We start from the raw sequence: 18,210 nt of genomic DNA on the forward strand, positions 1-18,210 counted from the left end.
GGGAGGGCCGCTCGCCCGCGCGGGCGAGCGGCCCTCCCGTTTCGCGGGGGCCGCCCGCCCCTGGTCGGGGCGGGCGGGGACGGCGGAATATACTGACCCAACGTGACTGCCAAGCCGCGTATCCCCAATGTCCTTGCCGCCCGCTACGCCTCCGCGCAGCTGGCCCGCCTGTGGTCTTCCGAGTACAAGGTGGTGGCCGAGCGGCGCCTGTGGCTGGCCGTGCTGGCCGCCCAGGCGCGGCTGGGGGTGGCGGTGCCCCCCGAGGCGCAGGCGGACTACGAGAAGGTGGTCGACCACGTCGACCTGGAGTCGATCGCCGCCCGCGAGCGCGTCACCCGCCACGACGTCAAGGCCCGCATCGAGGAGTTCAACGCGCTGGCCGGCCACGAGCAGGTGCACAAGGGCATGACCTCGCGGGATCTGACCGAGAACGTCGAGCAGCTGCAGATCCGCGACAGCCTGGTGGTGGTCCGCGACCGGTGCGTGGCGTTGCTGGCCGCGCTGGCGCGCCTGGCGGCGGAGCATTCGCGGCTGGTGATGGCCGGGCGCTCGCACAACGTGGCCGCGCAGTCGACGACGCTGGGCAAGCGGTTCGCCTCGGTGGCCGACGAGCTGCTGGTGGCGTTCGCCCGGCTGGAGGAGCTGATCGCCCGCTACCCGCTGCGCGGCGTCAAGGGGCCGGTCGGCACCGCCCAGGACATGCTGGACCTTTTGGGCGGGGACGCGGCCAAGCTGGCGGCGCTGGAGGACGAGGTGGCCGCCCACCTGGGGTTCGCCCACCGGCTGACCAGCGTGGGGCAGGTGTATCCGCGTTCGCTGGACTACGAGGTGGTCACCGCGCTGGTGCAGCTGGCGGCGGCCCCCTCCTCGCTGGCCAAGACGATCCGGCTGATGGCCGGGCACGAGCTGGTCACCGAGGGGTTCGCCGAGGGGCAGGTCGGCTCCTCGGCGATGCCGCACAAGATGAACACCCGCTCGTGCGAGCGGGTCAACGGGCTGGCGGTCATCCTGCGGGGGTATGCGTCGATGACCGGGGAGCTGGCCGGCGACCAGTGGAACGAGGGGGACGTGTCGTGTTCGGTGGTGCGCCGGGTGGCGCTGCCGGACGCGTTCTTCGCGTTCGACGGGCTGGTGGAGACCATGCTGACGGTGCTGGAGGAGTTCGGCGCCTTCCCCGCGGTGATCGCCGCCGAGCTGGACCGCTACCTGCCGTTCCTGGCGACGACGAAGATGCTGATGGCCGCGGTGCGCGCCGGGGTGGGCCGCGAGAGCGCCCATGAGCTGATCAAGGAGCACGCGGTGGCCTCGGCCCTGGCGATGCGCGAGGGGGCGGGCGGCAACGAGCTGATCGCCCGCCTGGGAGCCGACGAGCGTTTCCCGCTGCGGGAGGCGGCGCTGCGGGATCTGCTGGGCGAGCCGATCTCCTTCACCGGCGCGGCCTCGGCCCAGGTGGAGGCGGTCGTGGCGCGCGTGGCGCAGGTCGTGGCCCGCTACCCGCAGGCGGCCGCCTACCGGCCCGGGGCGATCCTCTGAACGCTCTGAACGCCACGCCGACACCGCTGGTGAAGGCCTCCGAGGTCGCGCAGGCCTGCGCGGGTGACGCGCTCGTGCTGTGGGGGGCCCAGGCGATGGGCCCGGGAGTGCGGGCGTGGGCGCTGGGGGAGGCGGTGGCGGTGGCCTGCCCCGACCTCAACCGCCGCGACCGCCTCACGGTGTGCGGCCCGGCGGGAGCGGTGAGCACCCTGGTGCGGTGGGCGCTGCGACAGGTCGGCCCCTCCTACCGGATGGTGGGGGAGCGGACGCTGGTCGAGGAGGTGGCCGCCCGCTCGGCGCACCTGCGGGTGCTGGGCTCGTTCGAGTGGATGGACACCCCGGCCGGCGTCCCGGGCGCCGCGCTCACCCGGCCGCCGGGCGGGCAGGCGGGCCCGGGACGGGTGGGGTGGCTGCGCGGCGACCAGGAGGGGGAGGTGAGCGCCCTGCTGGCGCGGGCGGCCCCCTCGGCGTGGGCGGTGCCGGGCGTGGCGGGGGTGCGGCGCTGGGCCGGGGTGCGCGACGACGACGGGCGGCTGGTGGCGGTGGCCGCCGACGCCTGGTCCTGCCCGCCGGTGGGGTTCGTCGCCGGGGTCGCCACCGCGCCGGCCGTGCGCGGGCGCGGGTACGGTGAGCGGGTGTGCCGGTTCGCCCTCGGTGAGCTGGCGGCCGCGCACGAGCGGGTCGCGCTGATGGTCGACACCGACAACCACGCCGCCATCGCCCTGTACGAGCGGCTGGGGCTGCGCGGGCGGCCGCTGGCCGCCGCGGCGCCGGACGACGCCTGAACCCCGACTGAACCTCGCCCGCCGATCGAGTGCGCCGGGCGGGGGGAAAACCTGGTGCGGAGCGCGGTCCCGGCAGGCAAAGTGGACGAAATGATGTCCAGTTTCATCCCTGGCCTGGAGCTTTCACGTGTTTTCTACGCCCAGGTCGTGCGGCCGATCGTGGCCGACGTGCCGCACAGTGCCGCGCTGATCGGCGCCGGGTCGGAGGTGCTGGCCTTCGACACCGAACGCTCCACCGACCATGACTGGGGGCCCAGGGTGGTGGTGTTCGTCGCGGCGCACCGGACCGAGCCGGTCCGGCGCGCCGTCGCCGACCGGCTGCCCGAGGCCTTTCGCGGATATCGCACCACCGTGACCGGTGAGCGATGCGGGGTGCAGGTGAGCGATCCGGCGACCTGGTTCACCGAGCGGCTCGGTTTCGACCCGCTGCGGGAGATCGGCGTGCTGGACTGGCTGTCGACCCCCTGGCAGCGCCTGGCCGAGGTCACCAGCGGGGAGGTCTTCCACGACGGCCTGGAGGTCATGGAACGGGCCCGCGCCGCGTTGCGCTGGTATCCGCCCGACCTGGAGCGCTACGTGCTGGCCGGGCAGTGGCGGCGCCTGGCCCAGCAGGAGGCCTTCCCCGGGCGGTGCGGGGAGGTCGGCGACGACGTGGGCTCGGCGCTGGTCACCGCGGCCCTGGCCCGTGACCTGATGCGGCTGGTGGTGCTGATGCGCCGCCGCTACCCGCCCTACGCCAAGTGGCTGGGCAGCGCCTTCGCCCGCCTGCCGGGTACGGCGGAGCTGGGGGACGCGTTGTCGGCGGCGGTGGCGGCCACCGGGTGGCGCCGGCGCGAGGAACACCTGGGGGTGGTGTACCGGCGGGTGGCGGCCCTGCACAACCGGATGGGGGTGGCGCCGGCGCTGGAGGGGAGCCTGCGGCCCTATCACCGCCGGCCCTTCCAGGTGATCGACGCCGGCCGGTTCGCCGACGCCCTGCACGGCGCCATCACCGACGCCCGGGTACGGGCGCTGCCGCCGGTGGGCTCGATCGACCAGTTCGGCGACTGCGTCGACCTGCTGACCGACCCGCGGCGCTGCCGGGCGGCCACCCGCGCCATCCTGGACCTGTGAAGCCGCGGAACCGGGGTCAGGCGGGGTCAGGCGGTGGCCGGTTCCCTGTGGCGGGCGAGCATGCGCCGCTCGAACCACAAGGTGGCCAGCGGCGGCACCGAGCACACCAGGCCGACGACGATCGTGCCCAGGCTCCAGCGGGCCTGGCGGGCCGCGTACAGCACCGCGGCCAGGTAGAGCACGAACAGGGCGCCGTGCACCGGGCCGAAGATCTTCACGCCGACGTCCCCGGTGGCGGCGACGTACTTGAAGTACATGCCGATGAGCAGTCCCGCCCACGAGCACGCTTCGGCGATCGCCACGTAACGGAACAGGCGGAGTGCGGTCGGCACGGCGGGTACACCTCTTCAAAAAAAGGGGGAACCGTCCGGAGAACGGGGCGTCCGGACCGGGGGGAAACGACCTCCAGCCTAGGGGGACGGGGCGCCGCCCACCCCGCCGGGCCCCACCCGCGCCGGCGGGGGCACGCGACGCAGGCGAGGGGCCGCGGAGGCGGCGCCGTTGACCTGAGGTTAACTTCAGGTTCTATGGTCGTGGTGTGGCACCGCCCACGCGCCCCGGCCGGGCGCCACCCGGCGGTGCGCGTGGAGGCGGGCCGCCCGGCGGCCGCCGGCGATCCCCCCGTACAACGAGCGCAGGAAACATGGTGACGTGTGATGAGCATGGAAATGGCGGCCTGGCATTCGCTGTACAGCACGATGCACGCCCAAGACGACCGGCGGCCCTTCTCGGCGGCCACGCTGCGGCGCATCGCCGCCTTCGCCCGTCCGCACCGCACCCTGCTGGTGTGGTTCCTGCTGCTGAGCGTGGTGTCGGCGGTACTGGCGGTGGCCACACCGGTGCTGGCCGGGCGGGTGGTCGACGCCATCGTCGGCGGCGCCGCGACAGGCGTCGTGGTCAGGCTGGCCGTTCTGATCGCGGTGATCGCGCTGGCCGAGGCGGGGCTGGGCCTGCTGACCCGGTGGATGTCGGCGAGCATCGGCGAAGGGCTGATCCTGCGCCTGCGCGGCGCCGTCTTCGACCACGTGCAGCGCATGCCCATCGCCTTCTTCACCCGCACCCGTACCGGCGCGCTGGTCAGCCGGTTGAACAACGACGTCATCGGCGCTCAGCGGGCCTTCAGCGACACCCTCTCGGGGGTGGCGGGCAACCTGGTGACGCTCACCTTGACCCTGGTGGTGATGGTCGGCATCTCCTGGCAGCTGACCGCGCTGGCACTGGTCCTGCTGCCGCTGTTCGTGCTGCCCGCCCGGCGCGTCGGCACCCGGCTGGCCCGGATGGAACGCGAGGCCGCCGACCACAACGCGGCGATGAGCAACCAGATGACCGAGCGCTTCTCCGCGCCCGGCGCCACCCTCGTCAAGCTGTTCGGCCGCCCGGCCCAGGAGTCGGCCGAGTTCCTGGCGCGAGCCCGGCGGGTGCGGGACATCGGGGTCCGCACCGCGATGGTGCAGTCGGTGTTCGTCACCGCTCTCACCCTGGTCTCGGCGCTGGCACTGGCCCTGGTGTACGGGGTCGGCGGCTTCTACGCACTGAGCGGCCGGCTGGAGCCGGGCGCGCTGGTGGCGCTGGCGTTGCTGCTGACCCGCCTGTACGCGCCGCTGACCGCGCTGGCCGGGGCGCGGGTTGAGGTGATGAGCGCCCTGGTCAGCTTCGAGCGGGTCTTCGAGATCCTCGACCTGCGACCGCTGATCACCGACAGGCCCGACGCCCGGGCGGTGCCCGAGGGGCCGGTGACGGTGGAGTTCGACCACGTCGGCTTCGCCTACCCCTCGGCGGAGAAGGTGTCGCTGGCCTCCCTGGAGGAGGTCGCCACGCTGGACGCGCGCGGCGGCGCGACGGTGCTGCACGAGGTGTCCTTCCGCGCCGAGGCCGGGCAGATGATCGCACTGGTGGGCTCCTCGGGAGCGGGCAAGTCCACGATCGCGCAACTGCTGGCACGCCTGTACGACGTCGACGCCGGCGCGGTGCGGCTGTCGGGGGTGGACGTGCGCGAGCTGTCGGCGGCCTCGATCCGCCAGACGCTGGGCGTGGTGACCCAGGACGGGCATCTGTTTCACGACTCGATCCGCGCCAACCTGCTGCTGGCCCGCCCCGAGGCCACACCCGAGGAGCTGTGGCAGGTGCTGCGGCGCGCGCGGCTGGCCGATCTGGTCCAGGCGCTGCCCGACGGGCTGGACACCGTGGTCGGCGAGCGCGGCTACCGCCTCTCGGGCGGGGAGCGCCAGCGGCTGACCATCGCCCGCCTGCTGCTGGCCCGCCCCCGGGTGGTGGTGCTGGACGAGGCCACCGCACACCTGGACTCCACCTCCGAGGCCGCGGTCCAGGAGGCCCTGGCCGAGGCCCTGGCCGGGCGGACGGCGCTGGTCATCGCCCACCGGCTCTCGACGGTCCGCGCCGCGGACCTGATCTTGGTGGTGGAGGGCGGGCGGATCGCCGAGCGGGGCACGCACGCCACGCTGCTGGCCGCCGGAGGCCGCTACGCGCAGCTGTATCGCACCCAGTTCGGCCGCCAGGCCATCACCCCGGCCGGCCATCTGGACGCGGGCCGGCCCGGCGACGGTGAACTCGACGGCGAACTCGATGAGCTCGACGGTGAGCTCGACGGGGGGCGGGAGGTCGCCGGCGGCGCCGTGGCCGCCCGCTGAACACCCCTCGGCCGCCTGGCCCCCTGCCCTGTCCCCGCCTGTCTCCGCCTGTCGCCGCCGATTTCCGCGCCATCGGCGGCCGGGGAGCCGGGGAGGGGAGAGGCAGTCAGGCCGGCCGCCCGGCGCGGTCGGCGTTGGCGTGGATGGCGTCGCGGATGTAGGAGGCCAGGCCGGCGGCCGAGGCCTCGTAAACGGCGGTGAAACGCGGATCGGCGACGTACATGTCACCCAAGCCGCGGTGGAGATCGTAGGAGCAGTCGTAGCACCAGCGGGTGAGGTGTGCCCGGTGGCGTTCGGCCAGCTCCATCGCCCGCGGGCCGCCGGCCGGCAGCCCCGCGAGGTAGGCCTCGGTGAAGTCCCGCACCGTCTGGGCGGCCTCCTCGGTGAATCGCGCCCAGTCGGCCCTGGTCATCGCGGCCGTCCTGGCACGAGACTGCCGCCAGGCCTCGCTGTGGCCCCAGCGCCGGCGCGCCTCCTCGTCGTGGTCCTCGGGAACGAAACCGCCGAAGATCTCGAAACGCTCCTGGGGGGTCAGGGGAATGCTCAGGATGTTCGCCTCCATCGCGTGCTCGACCGCGTCCGCCATCGCCCGCAACCGGTCGATGCGCCGGGTGAGGAGTTCGTGCTGGCGCCGCAGGTGCGCCAGGGTGTCGGTGGCGGGGTCGTCGAGGATGGCGGTGATCTCCTCCAGCGCGAAGCCGAGCTCCCGGTAGAACAGCACGTGCTGCAGGCGCTGCAGGTCGGTCTCGGTGTAGCGGCGGTATCCCGCCGCGGTACGCCGCCCCGGTGAGACCAGCCCGATCTCGTCGTAGTGGTGCAGCGTGCGCACGCTGACCGAGGCGATGCGCGCCACCTGCCCGATGGCGTAGTCCGGCGCACCGCCGGGCACGTGATCAGGCCCCTGGTACGTCGCGTCGCCCGCCGCGTGCCTCATCGCCTCTCCCCGCTCACCGTGCCAGCCTGCACCCTCACGTTACGGCAGGGTCAAGCGCCCAGGCCCGTGCCCAGGCCCGTGCCCAGGTCCGTGCCCAGGTCCGAGGCCGGAGCCGGGGTGACGTCGATGACGGCCTTGCCGGTGACTTTCCGCTCGCGGACCGCCCGTACCGCCTCCTCGGCCCGCTCCCAGGAGCCGCGCCAGCCGACCTGCGCCGACAGCGCCCCCGAGGCGAGCAGCCCGGCCAGCAGGCCCAGGTCGGCGCCGACGGCGGCGGCGTCGCCGAAGGAGCTCAAGGTGCGGGCCGCGCCGGGAAAGAAGGTCGAGCCGGGAGGGAAGACGGCGGGCTCGCCGCCGGCCCAGCCGATGCTCTGCAAGGTGGCGCCGGGGGCCAGCAGCGCCCAGGCGGCCACCAGGTAGGGCCCGCCGACGGTCTCCAGCACCACGTCGACCGGCTCGGCCACCTGCCGCAGGCCGGTGAGGCCCACGACGACCTCGTGGGCGCCGAGCGCGGTCAGGGCGGGTACGCAGGCGCCGTCACGGACCGAGGCGAGGACGTGGGCGCCGGCCCGGGCGGCCAGCTGCACGCCGTAGCGGCCCACGGCGCCTCCGGCTCCGGTGATCAGCACCCGCCGGCCCAGGACGGAGCCGGCGGCGCGCAGGGTACGCAGGACCGTCATGCCCGCCATGGGCAGTGCCGCGGCCTCGGCCAGGGCGGCTCCGCGCGGCAGGGGGGCGACGTCGGCGCTGGAGACCGCCAGCAGCTCGGCCCACGCGCCGGGGCCGAAGGCCAGCACCCGGGTGCCCTTCGCCGGGCCGGTGCCGTCGGCGGCGGGGCGGACGACGACTCCGGCGGCGTCGTAGCCGGCCACGTGGCCGGCGGGCAGCTGGGCGAGCATGCCCAGCTCGCCGGGGTTGAGGGAGGCGTGGCGCACCTGGACGAGCAACTGGCCGGGGCCGGGTTCGGGGTCGGCGGCCTCACCCAGGCGCAGACCGCAGGGGAGCGAGGGGTCGACGACGAGAGCGCGCATGGCGGATGCTCCTGACCGGGAGAAGTAGCGTGCGGAACCCCCGCACGCCGAACAAAAGGGACTAATAGTCCGGTTATGTATGGGCTAATATACGGACTAATAGTCCGGTTACGCAAAGGAAGCCGGTTACCCAGAAGGAAAAAAGGGGGGAGAGCGATGGGCGAACGCGCCGACGCCGCCCGCAACCGCCACGCCATCCTGCGCGCCACGGAGGAACTACTGGCCACCCACGGCGCCCACATCTCCCTGGACCAGGTCGCCGCGCACGCCCGGGTCGGCAAGGGCACCGTCTTCAGGCGCTTCGGCAGCCGCACCGGCCTGATGCAGGCCCTGCTGCAGGAGCGGGCCGTGCAACTGCGCGAGGCACTGGAGGCGGGGCCGGCGCCGCTGGGACCCGGCGCGCCGCCCGCCGAGCGCATCGTCGCCTTCCTCGACGCCCTCTCCCGGCTGGCCGCCGGCAACCTCGCCCTGCTGGCCGCCCACGAGCGCTCCTGCGCCACCGACCGCCACGCCGACCCCACCTACGTGCACTGGCACGCCCACCTGGAAACCCTGATCGCCCAGGCCCGCCCCGACCTGGACGCCACCTTCGTGGCCCACGCCCTGCTGGGCATGTTCGACGCCGACATGGTGCGCCACCTCACCCGGGAGGGCGACCCCGGCAGGTTCGCCCGCTCACTGCGCCAGCTGGTGGGGGAGTTGCTGGCCTGAACCGGCCCGTGCGCCGGCGCACCCGGCGGCGGGCGCGGCGCCGGTCACCTCGACCGGCTCCACGTCACCGGGGCACGGCGGGCCGGCGACGAAGCCGACCACCGCGTCACCGGCCCGCCTGTGACACACCCCTACCACCCAACACCTATACCGGTATTGTTATCGCGATTGCTAGGATCGGGCGTATGGTGCGACCCCCGCTGACCGAACTCGACCGCGAACGCGGCCACCGCCTTGGCGCCATCCTGCGCCAGGCACGCGGCACGCGCAGCATGACCGAAGTGGCCACCGCCGCCGGGCTGTCCGCGGAAACCCTCCGGAAGATCGAGACAGGCCGCATCCCCACCCCGGCCTTCTTCACCGTCGCCGCCCTGGCCCACGCCCTCAACGTCTCCCTGGACGTCCTGGCCCAGGTGCGCACCGAAGAACGCGCCGCCTGAACACCCACCTCACCCCGCAACGGCGACCCCGGCACGAAAACCCGCCGGACCCACCGTCCGGCCGGTGATCAGCTCGACGCCGGACCGCGCAGCAGCGGATGCGACCGCATCGCCACCTCCAGCTCCCCGGGCAGCTCATCGCGGTAACGCCCCAGCGTCGCCAGGTCACTGTGCCCCAGAACCCGCCGCACCGCGTCCATGTCCACCGCATCGGCCAGCAGGTGAGTGGCCGTGGTGTGCCGCAACCCGTGCGGCGTCACCGAACGGCGACGATCGGGATCCACCCTGCGCTGCACCCGGTCGATCACCGCCTGCACGTCCCCCCGCGCCAGGCGCCGCCCCCGCCACGACAGCAGCAACGCCTTGTCCGCGGAGGCCGTCCGCCCATGCAGCAGATATGCCTCCAGCACCAGCGCGACATCACCGGGCAGCGGCACGTCCCGCGTCTTGCCACCCTTACCGAAGATCCGCCAGTACCGCACCCCGTCGTTGGTGTAGAAGTCCTCCACGTTGGCCCGCACCAGCTCCGACACCCGCGGCCCCATCGTCGACAACATCAACACGATCAGCCCGTCACGCAACTCGGTGTCCTGGTCACGCCGCCGCACCCGCCCCGCACCCGCCACGGGCGCCCCTGACGCCTCGGCCGCCGCCGCACCACCGCCCGGGCCACCGCCCAGCTCACGCGCCGCACCGATCAGCCCCCGCGCCTGCTCGCGGGTCAACGCCCGCCGCTCGGGCCGCAACCCCCCGCGCTCCCTGGCCGTCACCGTCGCCATCGCCATCGGATTGACCTGCACCCACCCCGCCAGCACCGCGTGCTTGAACAACGCCGAGATCGACCGCCGAAACCGCGCCTGGGAGGAGGCCGACTGCGTGGCGCCCGCCTGTTCGCCGGGCTGCGAACGCCGCCGGCCGTCGGGCTTGCGGGCGAAGGCCAGCAGGACGGCGTCCACGTCCTCACCGGTCAGGTCGTCCAGCACCACCTCCTCGCCCACCAGGTCCACGAAGGTGGACACATCCCGCGCGTACACCTCCGCCGTCGACACCGACAGCGCGCCGGTCAGGGTCTTGGCCCGCACCAGCTCCACGTAACGATCAGCCGACTCGCCCACACTGAGACGATTCAGATCAGCAGGCCGCATGATCCCGGCGACACCCCTCCCGCATCCGGGCCGCCGTCAACGGCCGCTCGCCTCGCACCAGTGCCACATCCGCGACCGCCGAAACACCGCCACCGGCACCGCCCCACACCGCCGTCACCGGCGACGGCACCGAGAGCACCGGCGGCCATGACCGCGGGGGAACGAGCCACCCGACAGATCACCGATCATGCACATCCCCCCACGGTAGACGAACGCCCGCGCCCGCAGGACCCGCGCGAGAAGTCCCGCCACCCCGCCCCGGGACCGCCGCGTACCTCACTCAAGCGGCCGTCTCGCCCAGCAGGTGTCTCACTCAGCGGATGTCCCCGGCGCCTTCCGCCACTCTGGCGGTCGCGGCGGCGTACTCCTCGGCGGTCATGCCGCGGTCAGGGTAGCGCTGGTTGAGCTCATGCTGGTCGTCGGCCCACCGCTGGTAGGCCCGCCGTACGGCGAACTCGTCGGAGTCGACGACATGGGCGATCTGCGCCCACGTGACCCCGGCCAGCAGCGCGTGATGAAAGTTGGAGGGATGGCGCACCGTACGCGCGATGCACTCCGCCAGCGCCAGCAGCTCGATGTGCTCGGCCACGGTGAGCGCGGGTCGGTCATCGGCCCCGTGCCGGGCGGGATCATAGATCCCCCGGGCCACCAGCTCGGCCCGGGCGCGAGCCGACGCGTTCCTGGCGGCCAGCTCGTCGTAGCGCTCCAGCTGCCGGCCGACGGGCATGTCGAAACGGGCGTCGCGCCAGGTGGTGATGTGCTCAGGCGTGGTCATGACGACTTCTCCAAGACGGTCGGGGGACCGGCGTCGCAGGGGCCCGGCAGGTGCTCCTGCCAGGAGCGCTCGCGAAGGAGGGGCTTGGCGGCACCCCTCCCAGGACGCCTCACCCGAGTCGCCTCACCTGCTCCCCGAAGCGGAACGCGACCGCTACCCAAGCCGGTGCGGGATCGGATCTCAGCCACCCCACGGAGCATAGTGCGGCGCGACACGCCGGATCACGGGGGAGAAGGGAGACGTCCATGCCACCGGTGTATTCATCGGCCGGCAACCAGCTCAGGGGCGCCTCGTGGTGCCAGGTTCATGCTTGATCCACCGAGCTCCCGCCTGTGAAACGTCGCTGCCGGCCGACCCTGTCACGATTCGCCATGGCGCCATGGCGAATCGTGACAGGGGGGCGCTGGGAAAGCAGCCGACCCTCACGTATGAAAGCACCCCTAGGGTCGAAAACCGGCAATCAGCAAATATTCGTTCTCAGGATGCGGGGGAGGCCGCCCGTGCGCTGATATCGCCGGACACCGGGTGTCCGAAAAGGCCGTGGCGGTCCCGGCGGGCGCGATCTCATGAGTCCCACGGGCCCCACCGGTCACGAAAAGCTCAGCTCACCCCTTATTTTGTGTGACTGAAATGTGACGCAAAATGACTTTTGCCTTAATTCGTGAGCAGGTATTGACCTTGCTCTCGCCGATTGAAATCCTCGATCGATAGGAAGGCGCGGCACGGCGCCGTGCGCGGTTCGGCGGGCAGGTTTCTCGCTGATCAGGCGCGACGCCGTCAGGCCGGGCCGTTCGATACGGGGACTTCCAGACGGTCATATCCGCTCGCCGTCGAATGTGTTTGCCAAGCGACCTCCTGGTCGGAGTGGAATGCGCGAGCGGCCCACCGTCGCCGGACGAAAAGGAGATTGGATTTCGTGCAGCTGCCGACCGACTCGGTTGTTCGGGCATGACCGGGGCGGCTCCTTCCGAACTGAACGACCCCGCCACGAGGCGCACCGTCCCTGTATCGCGACCGGACGCCTGCAATGGATTCGACAAGTTCTGAGGCTGCTGGTGACAAGAGATATCGACGTTGACGGCATGTTGCCGACGCCGGAAAGCGCGGCGCAGAATCTGGCATCACTCATGGAAACCGACAGGGCCGGGATCCGGGCCGCGTGCGAGCGTGCGCTCGACGCGATGAGCGGGCCGATCGCCGACGACACCGACGCCCGCGCCCGCGTTCTGGCCGACGCCGACCTGGTCCTTTCCGACGTGGTGGACAGTCTGCGCGCCGGACGCGCCCTGGTAGCGGAGAACGACCTGCGGGTGACCGGCGACGGCGAGAGCGCCGCCGCGCATCCGCTCGACTCGCTGCTGTTCTGGAAAGCGTTCTCTGACGTCGTGGTGCGCCGGCTGACGTACCACGCGGACGCCGCCGGTGACCGCGCCCTGTTCGCGCTCGCGGTCTCCGTCCTGAACGGGAGCATCACGGCGAGGCTCTCGGCAGGTCTGGTCGCCCACTCCGGCCGGCTGCTCGACAGGGTGCACGCGGCCCAGGCCGGCGAACGCGACCGCATCGCGCGCGACCTGCACGACCGGGTGGGCTTCTGGCTCGACACGGCGTTCCGGCAGACGGAACTGTTCGATGTGGCCAAGGAGCGGGGCTCGGATCTGCGCAAGGCCGCCAAACCCGTCGAGCGGGCGCGCTTCGCGCTGCAGGAGGCCATGCGGAACCTGCGGGAGACGACCTCCGACCTCCGGGTGCAGGAGGTGAACAACCTGGAGAAAGCCCTGCTGACCGCGTTCGCCGCGCTGCCGGTCAACGAGGCGGACCTCCGCCTCACCATCAACGGGGACGAGTCCTGGGCGCCGAACACGGTCAAGGACGAGGTCTTCCTCATCGTCAGGGAGGCGGTCCGCAACGCGATCGTGCACGGGCGCCCCGGTCTTCTGTCTGTCAGCGTGCACATCGCGCCGCACGAGCTGCGCGTGTACGTCGACGACGACGGCACGGGGTTCGATCCGGAGGAGGAGGCCGGGGGTATCGGCCTGCTGGCGATGCAGGAACGCGCCGAACTGCTCGACGGCAAGCTGACCATGTCCACGGTGCAGGGGAGAGGAACTCATGTCGACCTTTACGTCCCGCTTTCCGAACGCGGCGAGGCCTGACCCGGCGCGGACGGAGATCCTGATCGTGGACGACCACGCTCTGGTGCGGGACGGAGTGCGGGAGATCCTGGAAACCCAGGAGGACATGGTCGTCGTCGGTGAGGCGAGCGACAGCGGCACCGCCGTCACCCTGACCGCCGAGACGAGGCCGCAGGTGGTGCTGCTCGACATCAGCATCCCCGGAGACGACGCCGTCACCACCGTGACCCGGATCCGCAGGCTCTCGCCCGGCACGGCCGTGGTCGTCCTCAGCATGTTCGAGGGACCGCAACTGCTGCGCAGCCTGCTGCACGCGGGCATCCGGGGCTATCTGCTCAAGAGCGCCACCAGGCAGGAACTCGTGGCGGCGATCCGCAGCGTCACCTCCGACGACGCCAGGGTGGTGCTCTCGGTCTCCCAGGACAGCCTGTTCCACCTGCGCGGCCCGGTCGAGGGGGTGCTGACCACGACCGAACGGGAGATCCTCCAGCTCACCGCGGAGGCGTTGAGCAACGCCCAGATCGCCGCGAGGCTCTCCCTCACCGAGGCGGCGGTCAAGCGGCATCTCGGCAAGATATTCGGCAAGCTGGGGGCCGTCTCGCGGATCGATGCGGTGAACAAGGCGGTGGCGGCGTCGCTGATCACGGTCGGGGCCGCGGCCGCCGGCCAGCCCGGCCCCGCGGAGCGGGCGCGGAGCGCCGGGCCGAAGCGCCGGCCGTCGAGGCCGGACCGGCAGGTCCGGCCGGGCTGAAGGGCGAAGGGGCCCGGAGATCGCGGCGAACGGTGAACCGCGGCGTGCCGTACGGCGGCACGGCGCGCCCCGCGGAGACTTTCGGTCGTGCCCGAGCGGCCCGACGGGGCGCAGTCAGAAAACTTTCGGACTGACCGTCTTGTAAGGAGTCAAGGTCTTAGTTAGCTTCAATGAGTTCTGCGCCGACGGTTCAGCTTGGGGGCTCAATGGATTTTCGGGTGCTCGGTCCTGTGGAAATACTCTGCAACGGTAACAACGTCTTACCGACGGCGTCCAAACCGCGTCAGGTCATCTCGCTCCTGCTTCTTCGCAGGAATACGATGGTGCGCACCGACGAGCTTATCGACGAGCTCTGGGAAGAAAGCCCGCCCATGAGCGCCATGACGACGCTCCAGACGTACGTTTACAAACTGCGGAAGATCCTGACCGAGCCCGGCACGGAGGAGATCCTGAGGACCCGGCCGGGCGGATACGTCCTCGAGGTCCCCGACGGCTCGATCGACCTCCACCGCTTTGAGCGGGACGCCGCCCTGGGCCAGGCGGCGCTGGAGGGCGGCGACGTCACCGCCGCGGCCACGACCCTGCGCCGGGCCCTCGCCATGTGGCGCGGCCAGGCGCTGGTCGACGTCGTGCAGGGCGGGCTGCTGTCGTCCTACGTGACCCGCCTGGAGGAGCTGAGGACGCGCACCCTGGAACTCCGCATCGAGACCGACCTCCAGCTCGGCCGCCATCGCGAGCTGGTCAGCGAGCTCAAGTCGCTGGTGCTCGCCTATCCGCTGCACGAGCACCTGCACGCGTCCCTGATGGTCGCCCTGCACCGCTCGGGACGCCGCCACGAGGCGCTGGAGGTCTACCGCGTCCTGCGAGAGAACATGATCGAGAACCTGGGCCTGGATCCGGGCAGGGAGCTGCGCGAACTGCACCAGGCGCTGCTGGCCGACGCCCCGCTCGGCGACCCGGGCGACCAGGGCCGGCTCACGATCACCCCCGGCCCCCCGGCGGACCCCACGCCCCTCCCCGCCCACGGCGGGCCCGGCCGGCCCGAGACCCCGGCGGCGGACCGCTCGCCCAAGCCCGCCCACGAAACCGCGCGTCCCGTGTACGAGAACCCGCGTCCCGCCCACCAGGCTTCGCGTTCCGCGCACGAGACCGAGCCGGAGGCCGTCGCGGTCGACGCGACCGGCACCCCCGCCCTGCCCGCCTCGGCCATCGCCATCCCCGCCGCCCCCGCCGCCCCCGGGGTCGACGCGGGGCCGATCGCCGCCCTCGTTCCGCCGCTGGGACCCCCGGCCCAGCTTCCCGCCGACATCGCGGACTTCACCGGGCGCGCGGAGATCGTCAAGGAGATCCTCTCGGGTCCGGCGTCCTCCGCAAGGGAGCGGACCGCCACCCTGATCGTGGCGATCAGCGGCATGCCGGGGGTGGGCAAGACGGCGCTGGCGATCCACCTCGCGCACCGGCTGCGCGACCGGTTTCCGGACGGACAGCTCTACGCGGAGCTTCGCGGCTCGGCCGAACGGTCCCGCGACCCGGCGGAGGTGCTCGCCGGGTTCCTCCTTGCGCTGGGCGTCCCGGAGGCGCTCATCCCCGGCGGGCTGGAGGAGCGCAGCACGCTGTTCCGTTCGGTGACGGCCGGACGGCGGCTCCTCGTGGTCCTGGACGACGCCGCGTCCCCGGCGGACGTGCGGCCCCTGATCCCGGGCGATCCGCGGTGCGCCGCCGTCGTCACCGGGCGGCGCAGGCTCCACGGGCTGGCCGGGAGCTGGGACGCCGACCTCGACGTCATGGACCGCGCCGAAGGCGTCGAGATGCTCGGGCGGGTGGTCGGCCGCGCGCGGCTGGACCGGGCGCCGGCGGCGGCGGACCGGCTGGTGGAACTGGGCGGCCGGTTGCCCCTCGCCCTGCGGTGCATCGGCAGCCGTCTGGCGATGACACCCGGCGTCTCGATCACCGACATGGTCGAGCGGCTGTCCGGGCCGCAGCCCACCCTCGACCTCCTGCGGGTCGGTGACCTCGACCTTCGAGCCAGGTTCGACTCCAGCTACGTCGGGCTGGGCAGGCAGGAGCAGGCCGTCTTCCGCCTGCTCAGCATGTTGCCCACTCCGAGATTCACCGCGCACGAGGCGGCCGAACTGCTCGGCTGGGACGCCGCCGACATCCGCGCCGCCCTCGAAGGCCTGGTCGAGCACCGGCTGATCACGGTGACGCAGTACGAGGACGGCGAGATCCGCTACCGTTTCCCCCAGCTGATCCTGAGCTACGCCCGGGAGCGCCTGACCATGGCGCTGGACCCCGGATCCCACCCCGGCCGGCTGTGCCCCGCCGCCGGGCCGGGAAAGCCCGCGGCCGCCGGCCGCAGAAGGCTGATGAGCGTCGGCGAGTAGTGCGGGGACCGGCTTCAGCGGGCCTCCAGCACCCTTCAAGGGGTCCTGCGCCGTCGCTCCCCGGATTGAGCGCGGATGCCGGACGGCGGCGAAGGAGGCACGATGAGATCTTCCGCGATCGGTCGCCCGGCGGTGACGGAGCCGGGCTCCCGCGCCCTCAGACGGCGGCCAGCTCCTCCAGTGACTCCACCAGCCGGGCCGGAGTGGGACGGGCCATGATCTCCTCACGGAGCGCGGTCGCGGCGGCGCGGTAGGAGCCGTCGGACAGGAGCTCGCCCACCGCGGCGCGGATGGCGTTGCGGTCGGCGAGGTGCCCGAGCAGGTGCCGGGCGGAGCCGGAGGCGGCCAGGCGCTCGCCCGTGACGGTCTGCTCGGCGGCGAAGGTCGCGACGAACTGCGGTATCCCGGCGTGCAGGGCGGTCAGCGTGCTCCCGCTCCCACCGTGGTGCACGACGGCGTCGCATCCGGACAGCAGCAGCCGCAGGGGCACGTGTTCCACGACGCGCGTCGACACCGGCACCGCGCCGAGCGCGGCCACGTCCGCGGGCGTCGCGGTGACGATCACGTCGCAGTCCAGGTCCCTCAGGGCGTGGATCACTTTGGGCAGCAGGTAGGAGTTCGGTCCCGAGACGGTGGACAGCGCCGTGGACCAGGTGACGCAGACGCGCGGCCGGTCCGCGGGCTGGAGCAGCCAGGTGGGGGCCGGCCGGTTGCCGTTGTAGGGCACGTACCGCACCGGAAGGCGCCGCGCCGAGGTGGGCGGGGCCAGGGAGGCCGGGCAGGGATCCACCACGTTCTCGATCATGTCGAGGCTCATTTCGCCCAGGCCGTACCGGGGGAACGAGCCGCTGTGGTCGGTCGGCACGATGCGCATGTGCTCCGCCTCGTGCGTGCCGACCGGCCCCCACAGGCACAGCGCGGACGGCACGCCGATCACCCGGCCGGCCAGCAGCCCCTCGAGGCTGGCCGGATCGTGGAGCACGACGTGCGGACGCCAGGCGCGGGCGTACTCGACGGCCGCGTCGAAGCTTCGAGCGGTCCTCGCGGAGAGCTCCGGCGCGACGTTCTCCCGGAAGCCGTCGACGTCGAAGTCGCCGAGGTCGCCGAGCTGTTCCCCGGTCAGCGGGTGCAGCGGCAACCACGGATAGGGCCACACACCCTCCACGGCCTCCGCGTAGTACTGGAGCCGCAACCGGGTGACCACGTCCATGCCGTTCAGTACGGGGGCGGGGTGCAGCCCGGCCTCGCCGACCGGGCGGGCCTGGGAGGGCGTGCACAGCACGCGGGCCTCGTGTCCCGCGGCCTGTAGCGCCCACCCGAGCGGCACCATCGCCGAGTAGTGGGTCGGCCACGAGGACACCGTGAACAACACACGCATAAGAACTCCTCCGGTCTGGGCGATCGGGCGCCGGTCGCCTTCGGGGGCGTCCCGTACCACCACGCCCGTTCCGGGCGATCCGTCCTTCCCGCCGGCCCTCCTCGAAGGCGGCGCGCGTTTCCGCGAAGACGTCTCCTCGAAGGCGGCGGCGCGGCGGACGTGCGCCCCGGTCGCGCGGCGCCGGGCGGTACCCGGTTCGGGCCGTCGCGGGCGCTCGCGGTGACCCGGCTCCTCCGGCGTCCGGTGGCGAGCCGGTTCGGGTCGAGCATGTCCGGCGCGTCTCGGATCGGGCTCAACGATGACTGGGCGGGTCGCGCGCCGCTCGACTGCCGATCGTCCCGGCCAGGCGGCCGCCCCGCGGGCGTCAAGCGCACCGCGAGCGGCGGGTGGGAGCCTCGCCTTCAGAAGGCGCGCGGGTGGACGCGGAGGGATCGGGGAGCCGCCGGCGCC

Annotated in this window: 15 protein-coding genes; 9 read left to right on the top strand and 6 right to left on the bottom strand. The window is 72.8% G+C overall.

Annotation, left to right across the window (positions count from 1 at the left end; all coding sequences use genetic code 11):
- The first annotated feature begins 102 nt into the window (after window positions 1–102).
- The 3 genes from purB (at window position 103) to ACVCAG_RS11865 (ending at window position 3,431) form a co-directional block, all read left to right on the top strand.
- Window positions 103–1,533, top strand: coding sequence for an adenylosuccinate lyase (gene purB, locus ACVCAG_RS11855; protein ID WP_440083384.1), 1,431 nt, complete (start codon window positions 103–105; stop codon window positions 1,531–1,533).
- Window positions 1,534–1,562: 29 nt separating this feature from the next.
- Window positions 1,563–2,318: a GNAT family N-acetyltransferase gene (locus ACVCAG_RS11860; RefSeq protein WP_440083385.1), complete on the top strand. Its 756-nt coding sequence runs from the start codon at window positions 1,563–1,565 to the stop codon at window positions 2,316–2,318.
- Window positions 2,319–2,408: 90 nt separating this feature from the next.
- Window positions 2,409–3,431, top strand: coding sequence for a DUF4037 domain-containing protein (locus ACVCAG_RS11865; protein ID WP_440083386.1), 1,023 nt, complete (start codon window positions 2,409–2,411; stop codon window positions 3,429–3,431).
- A 26-nt stretch (window positions 3,432–3,457) separates the two neighbouring features.
- Here the strand turns inward: ACVCAG_RS11865 and ACVCAG_RS11870 are convergent, their stop codons facing one another.
- Window positions 3,458–3,763, bottom strand: coding sequence for a DUF3817 domain-containing protein (locus tag ACVCAG_RS11870; RefSeq protein ID WP_447189824.1), 306 nt, complete (start codon window positions 3,761–3,763; stop codon window positions 3,458–3,460).
- Window positions 3,764–4,087: 324 nt separating this feature from the next.
- Here ACVCAG_RS11870 and ACVCAG_RS11875 point away from each other — a divergent pair, with 324 nt between their 5' ends.
- Window positions 4,088–6,079 (top strand): ABC transporter transmembrane domain-containing protein, encoded by a 1,992-nt coding sequence (locus ACVCAG_RS11875; RefSeq protein ID WP_440083388.1) that lies wholly within the window; start codon window positions 4,088–4,090, stop codon window positions 6,077–6,079.
- Window positions 6,080–6,185: 106 nt separating this feature from the next.
- On the opposite strand, the gene ACVCAG_RS11880 is transcribed toward ACVCAG_RS11875, so the two are convergent.
- Window positions 6,186–7,013 (bottom strand): TipAS antibiotic-recognition domain-containing protein, encoded by an 828-nt coding sequence (locus ACVCAG_RS11880; RefSeq protein WP_440083389.1) that lies wholly within the window; start codon window positions 7,011–7,013, stop codon window positions 6,186–6,188.
- A 50-nt stretch (window positions 7,014–7,063) separates the two neighbouring features.
- Window positions 7,064–8,044 carry a zinc-binding dehydrogenase gene (locus ACVCAG_RS11885; RefSeq protein WP_447189825.1) on the bottom strand — a complete coding sequence of 327 codons (981 nt, stop codon included), beginning with the start codon at window positions 8,042–8,044 and terminating at the stop codon, window positions 7,064–7,066.
- A 156-nt stretch (window positions 8,045–8,200) separates the two neighbouring features.
- On the opposite strand from ACVCAG_RS11885, the gene ACVCAG_RS11890 reads away from it, so the two are divergent.
- Together ACVCAG_RS11890 and ACVCAG_RS11895 are read left to right on the top strand one after the other, a co-directional pair.
- Complete coding sequence (locus tag ACVCAG_RS11890) at window positions 8,201–8,755, top strand: TetR/AcrR family transcriptional regulator (RefSeq protein ID WP_447189826.1); 555 nt, start codon at window positions 8,201–8,203, stop codon at window positions 8,753–8,755.
- A 185-nt stretch (window positions 8,756–8,940) separates the two neighbouring features.
- Window positions 8,941–9,195, top strand: a complete 255-nt coding sequence (locus ACVCAG_RS11895; RefSeq protein ID WP_440083392.1) for a helix-turn-helix domain-containing protein — start codon at window positions 8,941–8,943, stop codon at window positions 9,193–9,195.
- A gap of 68 nt (window positions 9,196–9,263) precedes the next feature.
- Here the strand turns inward: ACVCAG_RS11895 and ACVCAG_RS11900 are convergent, their stop codons facing one another.
- Window positions 9,264–10,340, bottom strand: a complete 1,077-nt coding sequence (locus ACVCAG_RS11900) for a tyrosine-type recombinase/integrase (RefSeq protein WP_440083393.1) — start codon at window positions 10,338–10,340, stop codon at window positions 9,264–9,266.
- Window positions 10,341–10,653: 313 nt separating this feature from the next.
- Window positions 10,654–11,115, bottom strand: coding sequence for a hypothetical protein (locus ACVCAG_RS11905; RefSeq protein ID WP_447189827.1), 462 nt, complete (start codon window positions 11,113–11,115; stop codon window positions 10,654–10,656).
- Between the two features lie 1,127 nt (window positions 11,116–12,242).
- Between ACVCAG_RS11905 and ACVCAG_RS11910 the strand changes: the two genes are divergently transcribed.
- The 3 genes from ACVCAG_RS11910 (at window position 12,243) to ACVCAG_RS11920 (ending at window position 16,382) form a co-directional block, all read left to right on the top strand.
- Window positions 12,243–13,268 carry an ATP-binding protein gene (locus tag ACVCAG_RS11910; RefSeq protein WP_440083395.1) on the top strand — a complete coding sequence of 342 codons (1,026 nt, stop codon included), beginning with the start codon at window positions 12,243–12,245 and terminating at the stop codon, window positions 13,266–13,268.
- A 25-nt stretch (window positions 13,269–13,293) separates the two neighbouring features.
- Entirely contained in the window at window positions 13,294–13,998 is a 705-nt protein-coding gene (locus tag ACVCAG_RS11915; RefSeq protein WP_440083396.1) for a response regulator, read from the top strand.
- A 206-nt stretch (window positions 13,999–14,204) separates the two neighbouring features.
- A complete protein-coding gene (locus ACVCAG_RS11920; protein ID WP_447189828.1) occupies window positions 14,205–16,382 on the top strand; it encodes a BTAD domain-containing putative transcriptional regulator in 2,178 nt (725 codons plus the stop codon).
- 157 nt (window positions 16,383–16,539) lie between these two features.
- On the opposite strand, the gene ACVCAG_RS11925 is transcribed toward ACVCAG_RS11920, so the two are convergent.
- Window positions 16,540–17,760: a nucleotide disphospho-sugar-binding domain-containing protein gene (locus ACVCAG_RS11925; protein WP_440083398.1), complete on the bottom strand. Its 1,221-nt coding sequence runs from the start codon at window positions 17,758–17,760 to the stop codon at window positions 16,540–16,542.
- Window positions 17,761–18,210 lie beyond the last annotated feature (450 nt).

Source organism: Streptosporangium sp. G12, from assembly GCF_052983175.1.

What these genes read in the sequence shown, in the direction of transcription:
- ACVCAG_RS11865 (WP_440083386.1), top strand. Translation starts at nt 2,409, where the DNA reads ATGATGTCCAGTTTCATCCCTGGCCTGGAGCTTTCACGTGTTTTCTAC.
- ACVCAG_RS11875 (WP_440083388.1), top strand. Translation starts at nt 4,088, where the DNA reads ATGAGCATGGAAATGGCGGCCTGGCATTCGCTGTACAGCACGATGCAC.
- ACVCAG_RS11880 (WP_440083389.1), bottom strand. Translation starts at nt 7,013, where the DNA reads ATGAGGCACGCGGCGGGCGACGCGACGTACCAGGGGCCTGATCACGTG.
- ACVCAG_RS11885 (WP_447189825.1), bottom strand. Translation starts at nt 8,044, where the DNA reads ATGCGCGCTCTCGTCGTCGACCCCTCGCTCCCCTGCGGTCTGCGCCTG.
- ACVCAG_RS11890 (WP_447189826.1), top strand. Translation starts at nt 8,201, where the DNA reads ATGGGCGAACGCGCCGACGCCGCCCGCAACCGCCACGCCATCCTGCGC.
- ACVCAG_RS11895 (WP_440083392.1), top strand. Translation starts at nt 8,941, where the DNA reads ATGGTGCGACCCCCGCTGACCGAACTCGACCGCGAACGCGGCCACCGC.
- ACVCAG_RS11900 (WP_440083393.1), bottom strand. Translation starts at nt 10,340, where the DNA reads ATGCGGCCTGCTGATCTGAATCGTCTCAGTGTGGGCGAGTCGGCTGAT.
- ACVCAG_RS11905 (WP_447189827.1), bottom strand. Translation starts at nt 11,115, where the DNA reads ATGACCACGCCTGAGCACATCACCACCTGGCGCGACGCCCGTTTCGAC.
- ACVCAG_RS11910 (WP_440083395.1), top strand. Translation starts at nt 12,243, where the DNA reads ATGGAAACCGACAGGGCCGGGATCCGGGCCGCGTGCGAGCGTGCGCTC.
- ACVCAG_RS11920 (WP_447189828.1), top strand. Translation starts at nt 14,205, where the DNA reads ATGGATTTTCGGGTGCTCGGTCCTGTGGAAATACTCTGCAACGGTAAC.
- ACVCAG_RS11925 (WP_440083398.1), bottom strand. Translation starts at nt 17,760, where the DNA reads ATGCGTGTGTTGTTCACGGTGTCCTCGTGGCCGACCCACTACTCGGCG.